The sequence below is a fragment of the Sphingosinicella sp. LHD-64 genome (assembly GCF_031157375.1).
In the GTDB taxonomy this organism is placed as follows: Bacteria; Pseudomonadota; Alphaproteobacteria; order Sphingomonadales; family Sphingomonadaceae; genus Allosphingosinicella.
The window spans coordinates 1,016,226-1,035,680 of the sequence record NZ_JAVIFV010000001.1; the positions used below are offsets into that span (position 1 = coordinate 1,016,226).

A 19,455-nucleotide genomic window follows, 5' to 3' on the forward strand; every position below is an offset into this window, starting at 1 on the left:
CCCTATGCGGCCGCACGCGCGGCCGGCATCGCCGCGCGGACGCGGCGGACGGCGGCGGCATTGCCGGCGGCGTCGATATAGGCCGAGACGCAGCAGGGCAGGATGTCGCGCGCGCGGGCACGGCCGGCGAAGACCTCGCCCTCGACGGCGATGCGGATCTCGACCAGCACGTTGGCGCCCTGCCCGCCTTCATCACCCTCCTCGGCGGCGACATATTGCATGTCGAGCCCGTCGACCCGGGCGGGAAGACCCATGATCTGGCTCACCGCCTGGAACGCCGCATCCAGCGCGCCCGGAGCGGAAGCGAGATCGGTCAGGCGGCCACGGTCGCCATGTTCCAGCTCGACCCGGGCCACCGGCCACGCATTGGGTGTCGCGGGCGCGCGGATCTCGACCCGCGACAGGGTCCACAATTTCTCGTCGCTGTCGCCGTCCAGCGACGCCAGCAACGCAGCGAGACGCGCCGTATCGACGATGCCGACCTCGTCCGCCACATCCTTGAATGCGGCGAAGGCGCGGTCGAGCTTCTCGCCTTCGAGGAGATAGCCGAGTTCCTCCGCGCGCGAGGCGAGCGCGTGGCGCCCGCTATGCTTGCCGAGGACGATGCCGTCCGTCGCAAGCCCAATGTCTTCCGGTTTCATGATCTCGTAGGTTTCCCGGTTCTGCAGCACGCCGTGCTGATGGATGCCCGCCTCGTGCGCGAAGGCGTTGGCCCCGACGATCGCCTTGTTCCTGGGCGGCGAGACGTTGGTGACCTGGGCGAGCATCCGGCTGGCGGCCATGATCTTGGTGGTGTCGACGCGGGTGGAGACGCCGAACGTGTCGCTACGGGTTTTCAGCGCCATCACGACATCCTCGAGCGCGCAATTGCCCGCCCTTTCACCGATGCCGTTGACGGCGCATTCTACCTGCCGCGCCCCGCCGCGTACCGCGGCCAGCGAGTTGGCGACCGCCATGCCGAGATCGTCGTGGCAATGGGCGGAGAACACCACGTCCGGATCGCGCACGACATGGTCGCCGAGATAACGGAACAGGTCGTAAATCTCTTCGGGCGTGGTGTAGCCGACGGTGTCGGGGACGTTGAGCGTCCCCGCTCCCGCCGCCGCCGCGACCGACAGCGCCTCGACGAGGAAGTCGCGTTCGGTGCGGATCGCGTCCTCGGCCGAGAATTCGACATCGTCGGTGAACTGGCGCGCGAAGGCGACCGACTCATGGATCGACGCGATCACCTGCTCGCGGCTCATGTGGAGCTTGAAGTCGCGGTGGATCGGGCTGGTGCCGAGGAAGATGTGGATGCGCTTCCTGGCCGCCGGCGCCAAGGCGTCGGCCGATGCCTGGATATCGCCGCGATGGGCGCGGGCGAGCGAGCAGATCACCGGCCCCTCGATCTCGCGCGAAATCGCCTGGACGGCGCGGAAGTCGCCGGGCGAGGCGGCGGCGAAGCCGGCCTCGATCACGTCGACGTTCAGCGCCGCCAACGTGCGGGCCATCTTGAGCTTGCCTTCCTCGGTCATCGAGAAGCCCGGCGCCTGCTCGCCGTCGCGCAAGGTGGTGTCGAAAATGCGTACCCGGTTCATGCGGCCTGATCCTGAATGAGGGCGGTTTCGGTCTCGACCCGGCCGACGCCGTGAAGACGACCGAGCTGGAGGGCGAGCGTGTCGGCGGAACGGCCGAGATCGCGGCCCTCGACCATGAGGGTGAGCGTCGCGCGGCGGCCGCAGGGCTGCTCGGCCATGGCGACGCGGCGGACGAGGAAGCCGCGCCGCTCGACGAGGCCAATCATCCGCACGACGGCACCCTCCGCGGTCGCGAACTCGATGAAGAGACGGGCGCTCTGGTTGTAAGCGCTTGGGGTCATCGGGACTTCTCCATCATTTGCGTGTTTGCGCTGTTGGGCGGCACCAAAGGCCAGACATTCTCGCGCGGATCGATCCGGACGTGGCAGAAGATCGGCCCCTCCGTGCGGAGCAGCCGGTCGATCGCGCCCGGCACCTCGCTGCGGTGGTCGATCGTGAACGCCTCGATGCCGAAGGCGCGGGCGACCTCGGCGAAGTCGGGATTGTCGCTGAGGTCGACCTCCGAAAAATTCTCGTCGAAGAACAGCTCCTGCCACTGGCGGACCATGCCGAGCGTGCCGTTGTCGAGCAGCACGATCTTGAGCGGGATCCGGTAGCGGCGGATCGTCGCCAGCTCGTGGATGTTCATCATGATCGAGCCGTCGCCCGAAACGGTGACGACGGTCGCATCCGGCTCGGCAAACAAGGCGCCAATCCCGGCCGGGATGCCGTAGCCCATCGTGCCGAGGCCGGCACTGGTGAGATGCGCCTGCGGCCGGGTGAAGCGGCAATGCTGCGCCACCCACATCTGATGCTGGCCGACGTCGCAGGTCATGATCAGCTTGTCGCCCGCGGCCTCGCTCAACTGCTTGAGCATGGCCGGCGCGTAGATGCCATTGCCGGGCGCGTCATAAGCGAAGGCCCAGCGCTCGGCATTGGCGGCGCATTTGGCCTGCCATGCGGCGATATCGGCGGAGACCGCGGTCAGCAGGTCCAGCGCGCGCGCGATGTCGCCGGGGATCGCGACCTCGGGCCGGCGCAGCTTGCCGATCTCGGCCGGATCGCCGTCGAGATGGATGACCTTCGCCTTGGCGGCGAAGGTGTCGAGCTTGCCCGTCGCGCGGTCGTCGAAACGGGCGCCGACGCAGATCAGCAGATCGCTCTCGTCGACCGCCATGTTGGCGGCGCGGGTGCCGTGCATGCCGAGCATGCCGAGGAAACCCGGCGTATCGGTCGGCAGGCCGCCCAGCCCCTTCAGGGTGGCGACCGAGGGGATGCCGGTGCGGGCGGCGAAGTCGCGCAGCGCGCGCTCGGCGCGTGCGATGGAAACGCCGCCGCCGAAATAGAGGACGGGGCTGCGCGCCGCCGCGATCAGCGCGTTCGCGCGCTCGATCGCCTCGCCATTCGGCGCGGGCCAGACCGGCGCGGAAACCGTCGGATGATCGCCGGAGACCGCGATCCGCTTCTGGCCCATGTCCTTGGGCAGATCGATCAGCACCGGACCGGGCCGGCCGGACCGGGCGAGCATGAAGGCTTCGGCGAAGATTTCGGGGATCTCCTCGACGCTACGGATCAGGTAGCTGTGCTTCACGATCGGCAGCGTGATCCCGAAGATGTCGACTTCCTGAAAGGCGTCCGTGCCCATCAGCGGCGAAGCGACCTGGCCGGTGATCGCGACCATTGGCACGCTGTCCAGGAAGGCGTTGGCGATGCCGGTGACGAGGTTGGTCGCGCCGGGACCGGAGGTCGCGAGGCACACGCCCGGCCGGCCGGTGACGCGACCGTAGGCATCGGCGGCCAGCGCCGCCGCCTGCTCGTGGCGGACCAGGATATGCTGCAGGCCTGATCCCGGCAGCGCGTCATACACAGGCATGATCGCGCCACCGGGATAGCCGAAGACATGGCGCACGCCCTCGCGCTCCAGCGCCTCCACAACCAGGCGGGCCCCGGACACCAGTTCGGCGGCCGGGTTCGCCCGTTGCGTGGGGGACGGTGAGACGGCTGAAGCGCTTCGGGACATGCGCTAGGCCGCCTTCGAAGCCGGCTGACTCTGCAGCCAGGCCATCTGGTTGCGCAGACGCGCGCCGACCTTCTCGATCGGCTGCTCGAGATCGGCGTCGTACATCTGCTGGTATTTGGGCTTGCCGGCCTGGTTCTCCTCGATCCACTGATTGGCGAACTTGCCGTTGCGGATGTCGGCCAGCACCTCGCGCATCCGCGCCCTGGTCTCGTGGTTGATGACGCGCGGGCCGGAGACGAAGTCGCCGTACTTGGCCGTCTCCGAGACGAAGTGCAGCATCTTGGCGAGGCCGCCCTCGTACATCAGGTCGACGATCAGCTTCAGCTCGTGCAGGCACTCGAAATAGGCGACCTCGGGCTTGTAGCCCGCCTCGACCAGGGTCTGGAAACCGGCGACGACCAGCTCGCTCGCGCCGCCGCACAACACCGCCTGCTCGCCGAACAGATCGGTCTCGGTCTCTTCGGCGAACGTCGTCTCGATCGCGCCGCCCTTGGTGCCGCCGATGCCCTGCGCATAGGCCAGCGCCTTGTCACGGGCATTGCCGCTCGCGTCCTGCTGGACGGCGAACAGGCAGGGGACGCCCCGGCCGATCTCGAACTCGCGACGGACGAGATCGCCGGGACCCTTCGGCGCGACGAGGACGATGTCGACGTCGCGGCGCGGGTCGATCTCGCCATAGTGGACGGAGAAGCCATGGGCGACGAGCAAGGCCGCGCCGGGCTGGAGGTTCGGCGCGATCGCCTCGCTATAAGCTTCCTTGTGGCTCATGTCGGGACTGAGCAGCGCCACCAGGCTGGCCTGCGCTGCCGCCTCGGCCGGGGTGACCGGTGCGAAACCGTCGGCCTTGGCACGCTTCTCCGCGCCGCCGCCGGGGCGGGCGCCGACGACCACGTCGAAGCCGCTGTCGCGCAGGTTGCGGGCATGGGCCCGGCCCTGGCTGCCATAGCCGATGATCGCGACCTTGCCGCTCAAGGCCGCGGGATTGGCATCGTCGTCCGTGTAGATCCGTTCCACCTGGGTTCTCCTTCGCAAAGCACAAAGAAAAACCCCCGCTCCGGTGGGGAGCGGGGGTTCCGTGTTTCTGGTCCTATCTCGTCCAGGACCGTCAGCCGGTTACCGCTCCCATCGGGAAGCTAATAAGTACGATAAGGGTAATAAGGAGCGCGGCGGCCGGGAGGGCCACCGTCAGGGTCTCAACGCGGATCGCGTTCAGGTTCACCAAAAGCTCCGTCGAAAAATCGCGCTTAGGATACGGACGCGCGGAATCCTGGCAACCCCAAAAATCGCCCCCGTCCAAAATTCCATCGTCCCGATACAGGCCGGATGGTTAACAAGCCGTATCCGCCCCGCTCGTCACCGCCCCCTGCGAGGCCGAGCCGACGAGGCGGGCGTATTTGGCGTAAGCACCTGTGCTTTCACCGGTTTCCCGAAGCGGCGCCGGATCGCGCGAGGCGAGATCCGCGTCGGTTTCGATAACCCGCGCCTCGACGTCGATGACGATCCGGTCGCCGGTCTTGAGCCGCGCGATCGGCCCGCCTTTCGCCGCTTCCGGCGCGATATGGCCGACCATGAAGCCGTAGGTCGCGCCCGAGAATCGCCCGTCGGTGACGAGCGCGACGGTGTCGCCGAGCCCGCGCCCCTGGATCGCGGCGGTGATCGCCAGCATCTCGCGCATGCCGGGGCCGCCGACCGGCCCCTCGCCGCGGATCACGACGACATCGCCATGGTCGATCTCGCCATGGGTGACCGCGTCGAAACAGGCCTCCTCCCCCTCATAGACCCTGGCCGGCCCTTCGTGCCGCAGCCGCTCGTGGCCGGCGAGCTTCACCACGCAGCCGTCCGGCGCGATGTTGCCGTAGAGGATGCCGAAACCGCCGCGCGCTTTCCGCGGCCTCTCGGCGGAGAGGATCACCTCCTGCCCCGGCGTTTCCGCCGCGCCCGCAAACAGCTCGAACAGGCTCCGGCCGGTCACGGTCGGCGTGTCGGTAATGAGCCCGCCGTCGATCAGCCGCCGGCCGAGCAAGGCCGAGCCACCCGCTTCGCTCATGTCGGGTGCCATGAAGCGGCCGCCGGGCTTCAGGTCGGCGATCACCGGCGTGGCGCGGCTGACCTCGTCGAACAGGTCGATGTTGAACTGGTCCGAGGGGATTCCCGCTTCCCGCGCGATGGCGAGGAGATGAAGGACGAGATTGGTCGACCCTGCCGTCGCGGTGCCCGCCACGGCCGCGTTGCGCAGGCTTTCCGGCGTGATCAGGCTGCGCGCATTGCGGCCGGCGTTGAGCGCCTCGACCAGAATGCGCCCGGCTTCTTCGGCCGCCTTCGGCTTGTCGGGATGGGTCGCCGGGATGTCGTTGAGGCCGGCGGGCGAGAGGCCGAGGAAGGTCATCGCCAGCGCCATCGTGTTGGCGGTGAACTGGCCGCCGCAGGCGCCTGCGCCCGGGCAGGCCGCCTTCTCGACCGCGAGCAGGCCGGCATCGTCGAGCGTGCCGGCGCTGTGCGCCCCGATCGCCTCGAACACGTCCTGGATGGTGAGCTTCTTCTCGCCCAGCCGCCCCTGCATGATCGAGCCGCCGTAAAGGATGACGCTCGGCACATCGAGCCGCGCCGCCGCCATCGCCGCGGCGGGAATGGTCTTGTCGCAGCCGACGATGAACAGCACCGCGTCGAGCGAATGGCCGCGCACCGCGAGCTCGGCCGAATCGGCGATGGCCTCGCGGCTCATCAGCGAGGCGCGCATACCGCGCGTGCCCATCGAGATGCCGTCGGTGACGACGATCGTGTTGAAATCGAACGGCGTCGCCCCCGCTTCGATGATGCCGCGGCGGGCATGTCCGGCAAGGTCGCGCAGGTGCATGTTGCAGGGCGTGACGTTTGACCAGGTGTTGACGATCGCCACCATCGGCTTCGCCATCGCTTCGTCGTCGAGCCCGGTGGCGCGCAGCATCGCGCGGGCGGCGGCACGCGCCGGGCCGCCCTTCATCTCGTCGGAAGGCAAATGATCTTGGGACATGTCGGTTTACTCAGGCAGCCGTGGGTTCGTGGTGCGGTTGGAGGGCATGGGCAAGCGCGTCAAGGCTTGCCGGGATGGAGATGCTCGACGCGGCGCGATCCAGTATCGCGGCAAGCGCCGGCGGCGGCGCGATCGGCCGGCCGATCAACGGCTCGACGGTTTCCGCGAACTTATAGGGATGCGCCGTCGCCGCGGCGATCCAAGTGACCTCGTCGCGCAATCGATCGGAGAGCCGCGCATAGGCCTCGGCCGCCGTCGCGCCATGCGGGCACCAAACATAGCCGCTGGTCTCATATTCGGCGCGGATGCGATCCCGGATCTGATCGTCCGTCACCAGCTCGACGCCGAGCTTGCGCTGCTCGGGCGGCAAAGCGGCGACCCGCTCGAAATTGCTCGGCGCACCGACGTCCATCGCATTGGCAATGGTCGCGATTGAAGCGCGCGGCGCGTAGACGCCCGTCGCCTTCCAGTCCGCGAGCGTGCGATTGGCGTTGGTCGCGAGCAGGATCGGGCGGATCGGAAAGCCCATCGCCCGGGCGTAGAGCGCCGCGAAACCGTGGCCGAGATTGCCGCTCGGGATGATGAAGCCGACATCCTTGCCAGTTGCCCGCTTCGCCTGGACCGCAGCGTGGGCCAGATAAGCGATCTGCGGCAGCAGACGGCCGATATTGATCGAATTGGCCGAAGTCAGGTTGTGAGCCTCGGTCAGATCGGCATCGGCGAAGGCGGCCTTCACCAGCCGCTGGCAGTCGTCGAAATCGCCCTCGACCTCCAGCGCCCGCACCGGATCGTCCCAACACGAGAGCTGCAGCGCCTGAAACGGCGAGACCCGCCCCTTGGGATAGAGAATCACGGCCCTGACAGCGCTCCGTCCCTCCGCCGCACAACCGACGGCGCCACCGGTGTCGCCGGAGGTCGCGACCAGCACGGTAAGCGGATCCGCCGGATCGCCGATCCGGTCGAAACAGGCGAGCAGGAAGCGGGCGCCGAAATCCTTGAAGGCCCCGGTCGGCCCATGGAACAGTTCCAGCGCGTGCAAGCCCGATGCGACCGGGACCAGCGGCGCGGGGAAATCCAGTGCCTCGGCGCAGATGCTCGGCAATTCCTTCGCGAGCGCATCACCCGCAAAGAACGGCGCGAGGATCGCCGCCGCAAATTCCGACAGCGGCAGATCCGCGTCGATCGCTTGCGGCATAGTTTCCGGCAGGTAGAGCCCGCCATCCGGCGCGGCGCCGGCGCGGATCGCTGCGCCGATCCCGACCGCCGGTGCCCGCCCGCCCGTGCTGACATAGCGCATGCTCATGCCGCCGCCGAAACCGGGACGGTGCGCTCCAGCCGCGCGCCCGGCGAATCGACCGGGGCGCGATAGGCGCGCGCGTCGAGGCCGGCCTCGCGGAACGCCGCGGCCATCGCGGCTTCCACCCGGTCCGCATCGGCGGCGAGCGCCCACGCGAATACCGAAGGCCCCGAGCCCGAGAAGGAGCAGCCGAGCGCGCCGGCGCCCAGCGCCGCCGCCTTCACCTGCGGCAGCGCCGGCAGCAGATGCTGGCGCTGCGGCTCGACCAGCACATCCTCGAGGCCGGCGCGAATGAGGCCCATGTCGTTGCCGACGCAGCCGGCGACGAAGGCCGCGAGCCGCCGCGAATGCTCGACCGCGACGCGCATCGGCACCTCGCCCTTCAGCAGCTTGCGCGCCGCGCGCGTCTCCACCTTCGCAGAAGGATGAAGCAGCACGGCAACGAGACCGGAGGGGGCGGGCAGGCGCTGGACGAAGTCTGGCTCCTCGCGCGCGGCGAGGACGAGGCCGCCGAGCAGGCTCGCCATCACATTGTCCCAGGGCGGCGGATCGGAGGACACCCGCTCCCCCTCCAGCGCGAAGGGCAGCAGCTCCTCATGCGCATAGGGCCGAGGCAGAAGCGCGTTGACCGCGACCGCTGCAGCGACCGCCGAGGCGGCCGATCCACCCATGCCGGCGCTCACCGGCACGCCCTTGTCGATGTCGAGTCGCACGCCGAAATCGGCGCCCGCCGCGTCGAGAAGCGCCTGCGAGGCGGCGAGCGCGGTGTTGCGCTCGACCTCGGCCGGCAGGCTGGACACGAGACCGGAGACGGCGCCGAGCCGGACGCCGGGCCGCGCCTCGCGCGCCGCGGTCACGCGGTCGCGGACGGCATCGAAGGCCTGGCCCAGCACGTCGAAGCCGACACCGACATTGCCGATGCTCGCCGGCGCGCTCGCCATGGATCGTTCACGCATCACGCCGCTCCTCACGCGCTGAGCTTCAACGGCGCGGCCTGCGCCTCGGCGGCAAGCCGCCGCTGCAGGTCCATGACGTCGCCGAACACGGCCGCCGCCGTCGGCCAGCGCCCCGCGCCCTTACCATAGACGGCATGGACCCGGCCATCGCCCTGGCGGACCAGGAAGCGGTTCTCCTCGTTGACCGCGCCGGCCAGCGGATGATCCGCCGGCAGCGCCTCGACGCGTACCGAGGCCTCCACCGAGCCGTCGGCCTTGAGCACGCAGCGCCCGACCTGCTTCAGCACCTTGCCCTCGGCAAGCGCGGCGCGCACCGCTTCGGCATCGACCTGCCGCAGCGAGTCCTTCGCGATCTTTGACGGCGGCAGCGCGACGCCGAAGGCGCGGCGCACGAGCAGCGACAGCTTGTCGGCCGCATCATGTCCGTCGACGTCGGTCGAGGGGTCCGCTTCGGCGAAACCCAACCGCTGCGCCTCGGCCACGGCATCATCGAAGGCGACGCCTTGGGCCAATTGGCTCAGCAGGAAATTGCACGTGCCATTCATCACACTCTCGACGGCGACCACGCCCTCGCCCCGGAGCCGCTCGAGCGTCTCCAGAACCGGCGTCCCGCCGCCCACCGCCGAAGAGTAAGCGAGGCTCGCCTCGCCCGCTTCGGCGCAGGCATGGAGCGCGTCGTAATGGCCGGCGAGCGCCGCCTTGTTCGCCGTCACGACATGGACGCCGCGTTTCAGCGCCCTGCACATGATGTCGGCCGGATAGTCGGCGCCGCCGATCGCCTCGACCAGCAGGTCCGGCTCCGCGCGCAGCGCGACGGCGAGATCGTCGGTATAGGCCTCGTCGCCATAGCGCTCCCGCCCGTCGGGATTGCGGACCAGCACCGGGCCGACCTCGAACAGGTCCGGCCGCTGCTGGAGATAAGACAGCACCCCTGCCCCGACCGCACCGCAGCCCAGCAGGGCGACGCGCAGCTTCGGGAACTGGAGCGGCACCTCGCGCCGCGCCGGCAGCGCGGCGATCACCGTCGCCTCGTGATGGCCGATCGCGGCGATCTCGATCGTGATCCCCTCCGCCCTGGCCGCATCGATCGCCTTGGGCTGGATCAGCCCCTTGCTGGCCCCGGCGGCGAGCTCGTAGGAGAGCGCGCCGTAGCGCTCGGCATTGGGATGGACCGCCGGATCCTGCGCGTAGACGCCGTCCACATCCTTCAGTAGCCGCACCCGCTTCGAGCCCAGCCGGCCGGCGAAGAAGACGGCGGACAAATCGGTCCCGCCGCGGCCCAGCGTCACCACGCCATACTCGGCATGGCCCGCGGTGAAGCCCGGCACCACGACCACGTCATGATCGCTGAGCTTCGCGTTGACCGCATCGGCGTCGAGGCCGGTCAGGTTGGAATCGAGCGGCGCGCCCTCGGCCACCAGCCCCATCTCGTCGGGATCGAGCACCCAGGTGCGTACCCCCATGCGGTTGAGCGCCAGCCCCATCAAAGCCGCCGAATGGAGTTCGCCGACCCGCGCCAGCCGGGCGACGAAGGCGGGCGCCGGATCGCCGCCGACCCGGTTGGCTTGGGCGAGCAGCGCATCGGTCTCGCCGGCGATCGCGGAAACGACGGCGACGACCTTCTCGCCGTCGCGGATGTGGCGGTACACTTCCTGCGCGCAGGTCCGGTAATCGTCCTCGCATTCGAGCACCGAGCTGCCGAATTTGAGGACGCAGAGCTTGCGCTCCGGTTCGCTTTGATCCTGTCCATCCATCGTCGTGTCGCTTTCGTGTCCTGGGCGGCAGGCATGAAAAAACCCGCTCGCCGGTGTCGGGGAGCGGGTCGGTGAAACTCTCAGGTTTCTGGGCCTCAAGATCAGCCGCTACCGCCCCGCTTTCGGGTGGTGGTAATGGTAATGATCGTGGTGGCGAGGCGCGCGACAAGGCCCTCGCCGTTGCCGGCAAGGCCAAGGTCCCGGAACTGTGCAGCCGTCAACATCGGTGCCATTTCCCTCATCGCCGCAAGCCGGCCCGCGTGGCCGGTTCGCTTGCCCTTAAGCATGGAGACGAGAACGGCTATCCGTCAACCGCCTTAATTTTCGGTGTCGGGACGGTTCACGATGATCGCGTGACTGCCGCCTCTCGTCATTCCGGCGAAGGCCGGAATCCACCTTCCTTCAATCCGCTGATCTAGAAGAAGAAAAACTGGATCCCGGCCTTTGCCGGGATGACGACGGGAGCCTGACGGTTTCGGCAAGATTCGCACGCTGAGTGGCTAATCTTTGGAAGATCTTCCTACGTCAAATGTTCACGGCCGGGTCTGCCCGGCGCCCCGTACAACATATTTGAACGTCGTGAGCTGTTCCGGGCCGACCGGTCCGCGGGCGTGGAGGCGGCCCGTGGCAATGCCGATTTCGGCGCCGAATCCGAACTCGCCGCCGTCCGCGAACTGGGTCGAGGCGTTGCGGATGACGATCGCGCTGTCGACTTCTCTGAGGAAGCGTTCGGCGGCCGCATCATCGGCCGCGACGATCGCCTCGGTGTGGCCCGAACCATAGCGCGCGATGTGCGCCATCGCCGCGTCGAGGCCGTCGACGACGCGCACGGCGAGGATCGGCGCGAGATATTCCCGGCCCCAGTCGTCCGCGTTCGCCGCGGCCATGTCCGGCACGATTCTCCGCGCCGCATCGTCCCCGCGCAACTCGCAGCCGCCGGCCTGCAAGGCTCCGGCGATGGGGGGCAGTAGAGCAGCGGCCGCGGCGTGATCGACCAGCAAACATTCGGTCGCGCCGCAGACCGAGGTGCGCCGGAGCTTCGCATTGACGACCACGTCCAGCGCCATCGCCGGGTCGGCCGAGGCGTGCAGATAGGTGTGGCAGATGCCCTCGAGATGGCCGAGCACCGCGACCCGCGCCTCGCGTTCCACCCGCTCGACCAGCGCCCTGCCGCCGCGCGGGATGATGAGGTCGATCACGCCGCCGAGGCCCTGCAGCATCAGCCCGACCGCCGCCCGGTCCTCGGTCGGAACGAGCTGCACACTCGCCGCCGGCAGCCCTGCCTCGGCGAGACCGGCGGCGATCGCGGCGTGGAGGGCGAGGCAGGTGCCGAGCGCGTCCGATCCGCTGCGCAGGATCACCGCATTGCCGGCGCGCAGACAGATCGCGGCGGCGTCGGCAGCAACGTTGGGCCGGCTTTCGAAGATCATGCCGATGACGCCGATCGGCGTTGCGACCCGCGCAATGTCGAGCCCGTTGGGCCGCCGCCAGCGCGCCAGCTCCCGCCCGACCGGATCGGGCAAGCCGGCCACCGCCTCGACGCCGGCGGCGACGCCCTCCAGCCGCCCGGGGTCGAGTCGCAGGCGATCGACCAGCCCGCTCGCTTTCGCGACATCCTCGGCATTGGCGGCCAGGATCGCTGCGGCTTGCGCACGAATATGCCGGGCGGCGGCCCGAATCGCCTCGGTCCGCGTCTCGGCGGAAGCATCGCGCAACACGGCCGCCGCAGTCCGCGTGGCGGCGCCCATCGCCAGCATGTCTGTGTCCAGCGTCATGATCCCAGCATCACCAGATCGTCGCGATGGATCAACGCGTCCGGCCCCGCATAGCCGAGGCGGGCTTCGATCCCCTTGCTCGACGCCCCGGCGATCGTCCGCACTTCGTCAGCCGTATAGGCGCAGATGCCGCGCGCGATCTCGGCGCCGGCGAGGGTGCGGACGGTCAGGCAGGAGCCGCGCTCGAACGCGCCCTCGACTGCCGTCACGCCGGCCGGAAGCAGGCTCTTGCCGCCGGCCAGCGCCCGCGCCGCGCCATCGTCGACGACGAGTGTGCCCGCCGTCTCCAGCGTGCCGGCGATCCACTGCTTGTAGGCCCGCGCCGGCGATCCGTGCGCCCCGAACGCAGTGGCCCGGGCGCCTTCGGCCAGCAGCCGGAGCGGATGATGCTCATGCCCGGCCGCGATGAGGGTGGCGCAGCCGGCACCGCCCGCGATCCGCGCGGCGACGATCTTGGTGCGCATCCCGCCCGATCCGACCCCGGCCGCGGCAGCCCCGCCGGCATGGGCCTCGATCGCACCCGTCACATCGGCGACATGCGGGATATGGACGGCCGCGGGATCGTGGCGCGGGTCGCCGGTGTAGAGGCCGTCGACATCGGAGAGCAGCACCAGCAGATCGGCGCGCAGCATCTGGGCGACGCGTGCCGAGAGCCGGTCATTGTCGCCATAGCGCAGCTCGTCGGTGGCGACGCTGTCATTCTCGTTGATCACCGGCAGCGCACTCTGGGCGAGCAGCACCTCCATGGTGGCGCGGGCGTTGAGCCAGCGGCGGCGCTTCTCGCTGTCCTCGAGCGTGAGCAGCAGCTGTGCCGTCGGAACATCGTGCGGCGCCATTGCCGCGTCCCAGGCCTGCATCAGCATCGTCTGACCCGCTGCTGCGGCCGCCTGCTTGTGGTCGAGCCGCGCCGAGCGCCTGAGCCCGAGCTTCCCCCGCCCCAGTGCCACGGCGCCCGAGGAAACGACGATCACCTGCTTGCCCTCGGCCCTCAGCGCCGCGATGTCCGCCCCGACGCTCGCCAGCCAGCCCACCCGCGCGGCATCGCCGCTGTCGCCGATCAGCAGCGAGGACCCGATCTTCACGACGATTCGCCGCGCGGCCTTCAGCAGCCGCGCGGGCTCAGACGCGGCGGCTGTCCCTCGCTCCATCGCCATGCGAACCTCGGTCTGGCGCCGCAACGAACCCGGCGCGGGGGCGGCTCTTGACAGCGTGGGGCGCCCTTGTCAGCCTAAAAGCGACGGCGACAGGTCCGTCGGCAGGAGCATCACCATGAGCACAGGGCTTTGCATCCGCACCCCCTCCGCGCTGGTCGGCCGCTCCTATTTTATCGGCTCGTTTATCGGCCGGTACGCCTATTGAGGCGTGCCGGAGACCCGATTCAACCTTCCCGACCATCCGAGCTGATCCGCTGCCGACGCCCCGAACAGGCCGGGCGCAGCGACGAGGACCGAAATGCCTCAGACCGACACCGATACGCCCGCCGCGGGCGCCCGCGATCTGGCCGAAATCCGCGCCGAGATCGACCGAATCGACGATACGTTGCTCGAGTTGATCGAGCGCCGCCTCTCCCACGTCCTCGCTGTCGCCGAGGTGAAGCGCAGCGCCGCCGCCACCGCCCTGCTGCTCCGCCCGGACCGCGAGGAGGCGGTGCTGAACCGTCTCGCCGACCGCGCCGCGGCGCTGCGCCACGACACGATCGCCGTGCTCTGGCGCGAGCTGATGGGCGTCAGCCTGCAGGCGCAGCGGCGCACCGAGCTCGTCCTCCACGCCGCGCGCCAGCCGATCCGCGTCACCGACGCGACCCGCCAGCGTTTCGGCTGCGCCGCGCCGATCGTCATCGCGACCGAGGCGCACGAGGCGCTTGAGGCCGCGCGCTCCCGCGAGGCGATCGCCGTGGTCGAGCTCGACGCCCAGAGCCGCTGGTGGGCCGAACTGTTCCAGGACCCCGATCTCGTCATCTTCGACCGGGTGATGGCCGGGGAGGAGACGCTGGCGCTGACCATCGGCCGGCTCACCGGCGACAGCCTGCTCGGCGGCGTTACCTACCCGATCGTCAGCGACGTGACCCTCCAGCAGCGCACCATCGCCGGCGCGGACATCCGCCCGCTCGCCGCCTGCGGGCATCTCAGGCTCTGCATCGCCCGGGAGCCGCGGGCATGACCCTCCAAGCGACGGCCTCGGGACCACTCCGGGGCCGGATCAAGGTCCCCGGCGACAAGTCGATCTCGCACCGCGCGCTGATCCTCGGCGGGCTGGCCGAGGGCGAGACGCGGATCGAAGGGCTGCTGGAAGGCGACGATGTGCTCGCCACAGCCGCGGCGGTGCGCGCGCTCGGCGCCGAGGTCGAGCGGACGGGCGAAGGCGCCTGGCGCGTGCGCGGCGGCCCCTGGACCTCGCCCGAAGCGCCCATCGACTGCGGCAATTCCGGCACCGGCGCGAGGCTGCTGATGGGCGCCGTCGCCGGCCGTCCGATCACTGCCACCTTCACCGGAGACGAGTCGCTGCGCAGCCGGCCGATGAAGCGGGTGACGGGGCCATTGGGCGAGATGGGCACGCGTTTCGAAGGCGGCGACAGGCTGCCGATCACCGTCCATGGCGGCGGGCTCGGCGGCATCGATTTCGAGAACGCCACCGCGTCGGCGCAGGTCAAATCGGCGATCCTGCTCGCCGGCCTCGGCAGCGCGGCCGATGTGATCGTGCGCGAGCCGCGCCCCAGCCGCGATCACAGCGAGAACATGCTTGCCGCATTCGGCTGCGAACTGACGCGCGACGGCGGCACCGTCCGGCTCGGCGCGCAGCGTGGCCTCAGGGGCACCGATGTCGTCGTCCCCGCCGACCCGTCCTCTGCCGCCTTCCCGCTGGTCGCCGGCCTGATCGTTCGGGGATCGGAGGTCACGGTCGAAGGGATGCTGGTCAACCCGCTCCGCGCCGGGCTCTATGAAACGCTGATCGAAATGGGCGCAGACCTCAGGATCGAGAACCGCCGGGCCGTCAACGGCGAAGCGGTGGCGGACCTGACCGCCCGTGCCTCGCGACTGTATGGCGTCACCGTCCCGGCCGATCGCGCGCCCTCGATGATCGATGAATATCCGATCCTGGCCGTCGCAGCCGCCTTTGCCGAGGGCGAGACCGTGATGCACGGGCTCGGCGAGTTGCGGGTAAAGGAAAGCGATCGGCTGGCGGCGATCCTCGCCGGCCTCGCCGCCTGCGGCGTGGATGCTCGCGCCGACGGCGACACGCTGGTCGTCACAGGCGGTGCGCCGGCCGGCGGCGGACTGGTCACCACCCATGGCGATCATCGCATCGCAATGAGCTTCCTCATGCTCGGCCTCGCGGCACGCGACGCCGCCACCGTCGACGAACCGCACATGATCGCGACCAGCTTTCCCGGCTTCGTGCCGCTGATGCAGGGCCTGGGAGCGCGGATCGCATGAAGGTCGCCTATCAGGGCGTGCCCGGGGCGTTCAGTTGGGAGGCGTGCCGCACCTTCCTCCCCGAATGGACGCCAGTCCCCCGCGCCACCTTCGCCAATGTCATCAAGGCGGTACAGGCCGGCGCGGCCGGCCGCGGCATGCTGCCGGTGCGCAATTCCACCGCCGGCCCGGTGCCGGGCGTCGAGGACCTGATCCGCGAGAGCGGCCTGCTCATCGTCGGCCGCCACCGCCTGCCGATCCGGCTCCACCTGCTCGGCCTGCCGGACGCCGAGTTGGAAGGCATCGTGCGCGTCACCAGCCATCCGATGGCCCTCGCGCAATGCGTACGCTGGCGGGAGGAGGCCGGTGTGACGGCCGAGGACGCGCCGAACACCGCGATGGCGGCCGAGGCTCTGGCCGAATCCGGCGATCCGGCGATCGGCGTCATCGCCTCGGAAGTGGCGGCGGAGGCCTATGGCCTTCGCATCCTCAAGCGCGATATTCAGGATCGCGAGGACAATGCCACCACCTTCTGCGTGGTCGCGCGCGATGACGGGGAACAGCCGTGAGCGTCAACAGCTTCGGACGGGTGCTGCGCTTTTCGACTTGGGGTGAGAGCCACGGGCCGGCGATCGGCGCCCTCGTTGATGGCTGCCCGCCCGCGCTTACCCTGAGCGAAGCGGACATCCAACCGTGGCTCGACAAAAGGCGGCCCGGCCAGTCACGCTTCACCACCCAGCGCCGCGAGCCGGACGAGGTGCGCATCCTCTCCGGTACCTTCGAGGGGCGGACGACCGGCACGCCGGTCAGCCTGATGATCGACAATGTCGACCAGCGCTCCAAGGACTATTCGGAGGTCAGCCAGGCCTACCGGCCGGGCCATGCCGACTACACCTATGACGCCAAATACGGCCTGCGCGACTGGCGCGGAGGCGGGCGCAGCTCGGCGCGCGAGACGGCGGCGCGAGTCGCGGCCGGAGCGGTGGCACGGCTGATCATACCAGATGTCAATATAAGTGCCTATGTCGTTGAGATTGGAGGCGATGCTGTCGACCCGATGTCCTTCGACAACGCGGCAATCGACGCCAATCCCTTTTTCTGTCCGGACCCGATCGCGGCGGCACGCTGGGAGGGGCTGGTCGACAACGCGCGCAAGGCCGGCAGTTCGCTGGGCGCCGTCGTCGAATGCGTCGCGACCGGTGTTCCCGCCGGCTGGGGTGCCCCGGTCTACGGCAAGCTCGACGCGGATCTCGCGGCAGCGATGATGTCGATCAACGCCGCGAAGGGCGTCGAGATCGGCGACGGCTTCGCGGCCGCGCGCCTGTCCGGGGAGGCCAATGCCGACGAGATGCGCGCCGGCCCGGACGGCAGGCCGGTCTTCCTCAGCAACCATGCCGGCGGCATCCTCGGCGGCATTTCGAGCGGGCAGCCGGTGTTGCTGCGGGTCGCCTTCAAACCGACCTCGTCGATCCTGACGCCGCGGCGGACGATCGATCGCGACGGCAACGAGACGGAGATCCTCACGAAAGGGCGCCACGATCCCTGCGTCGGCATTCGCGGCGTGCCGGTGGTCGAGGCGATGATGGCGCTTGTGCTGGCCGACCACAAACTGCTCCACCGCGCCCAGTGCGGGGACGGATGATGCGACGGATCGACGTCGCGCTCGGCGACCGCTCCTATCCGATCCTGATCGAATCGGGCCTGCTCGGCCGCGCCGACGAGGTGCTCGGACCTTTCGTGCGCGGCGACCGGATCGTGGTCGTGACCGACGAGAATGTCTGGGCCGCCCGAGGCGCAAAGCTCGATGCCGGCGCGGAGATCGTGCCGATCGTCCTGCCCGCTGGCGAGGCGACCAAGAGCTGGGGTCAGCTTGCAGCTTTGCTCGACAAGCTGTTGGAACTAGCTGTCGAACGCTCCGACCATATCGTCGCTTTCGGCGGCGGTGTGATCGGCGATCTGGTCGGTTTCGCCGCCGCGATCCTGAAGCGCGGCTGTGGCTTCGTGCAGATCCCGACCACCCTGCTCGCCCAGGTCGACAGTTCGGTCGGCGGCAAGACCGCGATCAATGTCCCCGCCGGCAAGAACCTCGTCGGCGCTTTCCACCAGCCGTCGCTGGTGCTGATCGACCCCGATTGCCTCGACACGCTACCGCCGCGCGAGGTGCGCGCCGGCTATGCCGAGGTGGTGAAATACGGCCTGATCGGCGACCCCGGTTTCTTCGACTGGTGCGAGGCGAACGGCGCGGCCCTGCTCGCCGGCGACGCCGCGGCGCGCACCCAAGCCATCGCCGTCAGCGTCGCGGCCAAGGCGGCCATCGTCGGCGAGGACGAACGCGAGACCAGCGGGCGTCGCGCTTTGCTCAATCTCGGCCATACCTTCGGCCATGCGTTGGAGGCGGAAACCGGATTCTCGGACCGGCTGCTCCATGGCGAGGGCGTGGCGGCCGGCATGGCCCTCGCCTTCCGCTTCTCCGCCGAACGCGGGCTGTGCCCGCCCGAAGATGCCGACCGGACGGCGAATGTGCTGGCCGAAGCCGGGCTGCCGACCACGCTCGCCGGGGCCGGAGTGGCAGCCGACGGCGCGCGGCTGACCGCGCACATGCTCCACGACAAGAAGGCGTCGGGCGGCACCCTGCCCTTCATCCTCGCGCGCGGCATCGGCCGGGCGTTTGTCGACAAGAGTGTCGACCTCGCCGACGTCGCGGCCTTCCTCGACCGGCAGCCATGAAGCCCTGGGCCGAGGTGATCGGCGATCCGGTCGCCCAGTCCCGCTCGCCCGCCATCCACGGCGCCTGGCTGGCCGAAGCGCGGATCGACGCCGCCTATCACGCGACGCAGGTGAAGCCGGACGAACTGGCCGACTTCTTCGCCAGCCGCCGCGACAACCCGTTCTGGCGCGGCTGCAACGTGACCGCGCCGCTGAAGCAGGCGGTCGTACCTTTTCTCAACCATCTCGACCCGGCGGTGGAGCGGATCGGCGCGGTGAATTGCATCGTTCCCGGAACAGCTGGCCTCACCGGCTACAACACCGATGTGGACGGCGTGTTCGCGGCGCTGGAAGGCGTCGACCTTCGGGGCGAGATTGCGACGATGATCGGCTCCGGCGGCGCGGCTCGCGCCGGTTTCTACGCTCTGACGGAGTTTGGCGCGCAGGTGCGCATTCTCGCGCGCAGTCCCGACAAGGCGCGAGCGCTGGGCAACGTCGACACCTTCCCCTTCGATGGGGCATATGAGGCGATGGCCGGCGCGGCGGCGATCGTGAACGCCTCCACGCTCGGCATGGCCCAGGCCGATCCCATGCCCGACGACCTGCTGGCCGCGTTGGACGCCGCCGCGCCCGGCGCACTCGTCTTCGACATGGTCTACCACCCCGAGGAAACCGCCCTCCTCGCCGCCGCCCGCGCCCGCGGGCTTCGCACCGTCGGCGGCCTCGTCATGCTGGAGGGCCAGGGCCGGCGCGCCTTCCGGCTGTTCTTCGGTGGATTGACGCCGTCGGGTGAGGCCGCCTAAACAGGATCGATGACCGACGGGTTTTCCCTGCCGACCTCCTCGCACGCGGCCGCATGGTGGCGCTGGCAGGCGATATGCGCGCCCGTCTGGCGATGGTCGAGCTCGCTCTAGGCGAGACTCCCCTTCAAACAGACCCGACGGGCCCGCCTTCTGGCGGGTCTTTTT

At 69.6% G+C, this 19,455-nt stretch carries 17 protein-coding genes; 7 read left to right on the forward strand and 10 right to left on the reverse strand.

Annotated features, from left to right (window positions below):
* Positions 1–2 precede the first annotated feature (2 nt).
* The 8 genes from RCO27_RS04895 to RCO27_RS04930 all read right to left on the reverse strand — a co-directional run bounded on the left by RCO27_RS04895 (position 3) and on the right by RCO27_RS04930 (position 10,593).
* Positions 3–1,577, reverse strand: coding sequence for a 2-isopropylmalate synthase (locus RCO27_RS04895; RefSeq protein WP_309001512.1), 1,575 nt, complete (start codon positions 1,575–1,577; stop codon positions 3–5).
* A complete protein-coding gene (locus tag RCO27_RS04900) occupies positions 1,574–1,858 on the reverse strand; it encodes an ACT domain-containing protein (protein ID WP_309001513.1) in 285 nt (94 codons plus the stop codon). The genes RCO27_RS04895 and RCO27_RS04900 overlap by 4 nt, the downstream gene beginning before the upstream one ends.
* Entirely contained in the window at positions 1,855–3,510 is a 1,656-nt protein-coding gene (gene ilvG, locus RCO27_RS04905; RefSeq protein ID WP_309001514.1) for an acetolactate synthase 2 catalytic subunit, read from the reverse strand. The genes RCO27_RS04900 and ilvG overlap by 4 nt, the downstream gene beginning before the upstream one ends.
* A 69-nt stretch (positions 3,511–3,579) precedes the next feature.
* Positions 3,580–4,590, reverse strand: coding sequence for a ketol-acid reductoisomerase (gene ilvC, locus RCO27_RS04910; RefSeq protein WP_309001515.1), 1,011 nt, complete (start codon positions 4,588–4,590; stop codon positions 3,580–3,582).
* A gap of 313 nt (positions 4,591–4,903) precedes the next feature.
* Positions 4,904–6,586 (reverse strand): dihydroxy-acid dehydratase, encoded by a 1,683-nt coding sequence (locus RCO27_RS04915; protein ID WP_309001516.1) that lies wholly within the window; start codon positions 6,584–6,586, stop codon positions 4,904–4,906.
* Positions 6,587–6,596: 10 nt separating this feature from the next.
* Positions 6,597–7,889: a threonine synthase gene (thrC, locus tag RCO27_RS04920; RefSeq protein WP_309001517.1), complete on the reverse strand. Its 1,293-nt coding sequence runs from the start codon at positions 7,887–7,889 to the stop codon at positions 6,597–6,599.
* Positions 7,886–8,839: a homoserine kinase gene (locus RCO27_RS04925; protein ID WP_309001518.1), complete on the reverse strand. Its 954-nt coding sequence runs from the start codon at positions 8,837–8,839 to the stop codon at positions 7,886–7,888. Before RCO27_RS04925 ends, thrC begins: the two co-directional genes overlap by 4 nt.
* 11 nt (positions 8,840–8,850) lie before the next feature.
* Positions 8,851–10,593, reverse strand: a complete 1,743-nt coding sequence (locus tag RCO27_RS04930) for a homoserine dehydrogenase (protein ID WP_309001519.1) — start codon at positions 10,591–10,593, stop codon at positions 8,851–8,853.
* A 71-nt stretch (positions 10,594–10,664) separates the two neighbouring features.
* On the opposite strand from RCO27_RS04930, the gene RCO27_RS04935 reads away from it, so the two are divergent.
* Entirely contained in the window at positions 10,665–11,012 is a 348-nt protein-coding gene (locus RCO27_RS04935; protein ID WP_309001520.1) for a hypothetical protein, read from the forward strand.
* Positions 11,013–11,126: 114 nt separating this feature from the next.
* Here RCO27_RS04935 and RCO27_RS04940 read toward each other — a convergent pair whose 3' ends face one another.
* Positions 11,127–12,368 carry a glutamate-5-semialdehyde dehydrogenase gene (locus RCO27_RS04940; RefSeq protein ID WP_309001521.1) on the reverse strand — a complete coding sequence of 414 codons (1,242 nt, stop codon included), beginning with the start codon at positions 12,366–12,368 and terminating at the stop codon, positions 11,127–11,129.
* Positions 12,365–13,522 (reverse strand): glutamate 5-kinase, encoded by a 1,158-nt coding sequence (proB, locus tag RCO27_RS04945; protein WP_309001522.1) that lies wholly within the window; start codon positions 13,520–13,522, stop codon positions 12,365–12,367. The genes RCO27_RS04940 and proB overlap by 4 nt, the downstream gene beginning before the upstream one ends.
* A gap of 298 nt (positions 13,523–13,820) precedes the next feature.
* Between proB and RCO27_RS04950 the strand changes: the two genes are divergently transcribed.
* Genes RCO27_RS04950 through RCO27_RS04975 form a run of 6 tightly spaced genes read left to right on the forward strand, consistent with a single transcriptional unit; the run spans position 13,821 to position 19,290 of the window.
* Positions 13,821–14,528 (forward strand): chorismate mutase, encoded by a 708-nt coding sequence (locus RCO27_RS04950; protein WP_309001523.1) that lies wholly within the window; start codon positions 13,821–13,823, stop codon positions 14,526–14,528.
* Complete coding sequence (gene aroA, locus RCO27_RS04955) at positions 14,525–15,802, forward strand: 3-phosphoshikimate 1-carboxyvinyltransferase (protein WP_309001524.1); 1,278 nt, start codon at positions 14,525–14,527, stop codon at positions 15,800–15,802. Before RCO27_RS04950 ends, aroA begins: the two co-directional genes overlap by 4 nt.
* On the forward strand, positions 15,799–16,350 hold the full coding sequence (locus RCO27_RS04960; RefSeq protein WP_309001525.1) for a prephenate dehydratase domain-containing protein: 552 nt from the start codon (positions 15,799–15,801) through the stop codon (positions 16,348–16,350). The genes aroA and RCO27_RS04960 overlap by 4 nt, the downstream gene beginning before the upstream one ends.
* Positions 16,347–17,423 (forward strand): chorismate synthase, encoded by a 1,077-nt coding sequence (aroC, locus tag RCO27_RS04965; RefSeq protein ID WP_309001526.1) that lies wholly within the window; start codon positions 16,347–16,349, stop codon positions 17,421–17,423. The genes RCO27_RS04960 and aroC overlap by 4 nt, the downstream gene beginning before the upstream one ends.
* Positions 17,423–18,508 (forward strand): 3-dehydroquinate synthase, encoded by a 1,086-nt coding sequence (gene aroB / locus RCO27_RS04970; RefSeq protein ID WP_309001914.1) that lies wholly within the window; start codon positions 17,423–17,425, stop codon positions 18,506–18,508. The genes aroC and aroB overlap by 1 nt, the downstream gene beginning before the upstream one ends.
* Complete coding sequence (locus tag RCO27_RS04975; protein WP_309001527.1) at positions 18,505–19,290, forward strand: shikimate dehydrogenase; 786 nt, start codon at positions 18,505–18,507, stop codon at positions 19,288–19,290. Before aroB ends, RCO27_RS04975 begins: the two co-directional genes overlap by 4 nt.
* Positions 19,291–19,455 lie beyond the last annotated feature (165 nt).

Bases quoted from the DNA above. Each gene is read 5' to 3' on its own strand.
- RCO27_RS04895 (WP_309001512.1), bottom strand. From the start codon at position 1,577: ATGAACCGGGTACGCATTTTCGACACCACCTTGCGCGACGGCGAGCAG.
- RCO27_RS04900 (WP_309001513.1), bottom strand. From the start codon at position 1,858: ATGACCCCAAGCGCTTACAACCAGAGCGCCCGTCTCTTCATCGAGTTC.
- RCO27_RS04915 (WP_309001516.1), bottom strand. From the start codon at position 6,586: ATGTCCCAAGATCATTTGCCTTCCGACGAGATGAAGGGCGGCCCGGCG.
- thrC (WP_309001517.1), bottom strand. From the start codon at position 7,889: ATGAGCATGCGCTATGTCAGCACGGGCGGGCGGGCACCGGCGGTCGGG.
- RCO27_RS04925 (WP_309001518.1), bottom strand. From the start codon at position 8,839: ATGCGTGAACGATCCATGGCGAGCGCGCCGGCGAGCATCGGCAATGTC.
- RCO27_RS04930 (WP_309001519.1), bottom strand. From the start codon at position 10,593: ATGGATGGACAGGATCAAAGCGAACCGGAGCGCAAGCTCTGCGTCCTC.
- RCO27_RS04940 (WP_309001521.1), bottom strand. From the start codon at position 12,368: ATGACGCTGGACACAGACATGCTGGCGATGGGCGCCGCCACGCGGACT.
- proB (WP_309001522.1), bottom strand. From the start codon at position 13,522: ATGGCGATGGAGCGAGGGACAGCCGCCGCGTCTGAGCCCGCGCGGCTG.
- RCO27_RS04950 (WP_309001523.1), top strand. From the start codon at position 13,821: ATGCCTCAGACCGACACCGATACGCCCGCCGCGGGCGCCCGCGATCTG.
- aroA (WP_309001524.1), top strand. From the start codon at position 14,525: ATGACCCTCCAAGCGACGGCCTCGGGACCACTCCGGGGCCGGATCAAG.
- RCO27_RS04960 (WP_309001525.1), top strand. From the start codon at position 15,799: ATGAAGGTCGCCTATCAGGGCGTGCCCGGGGCGTTCAGTTGGGAGGCG.
- aroB (WP_309001914.1), top strand. From the start codon at position 17,423: ATGCGACGGATCGACGTCGCGCTCGGCGACCGCTCCTATCCGATCCTG.
- RCO27_RS04975 (WP_309001527.1), top strand. From the start codon at position 18,505: ATGAAGCCCTGGGCCGAGGTGATCGGCGATCCGGTCGCCCAGTCCCGC.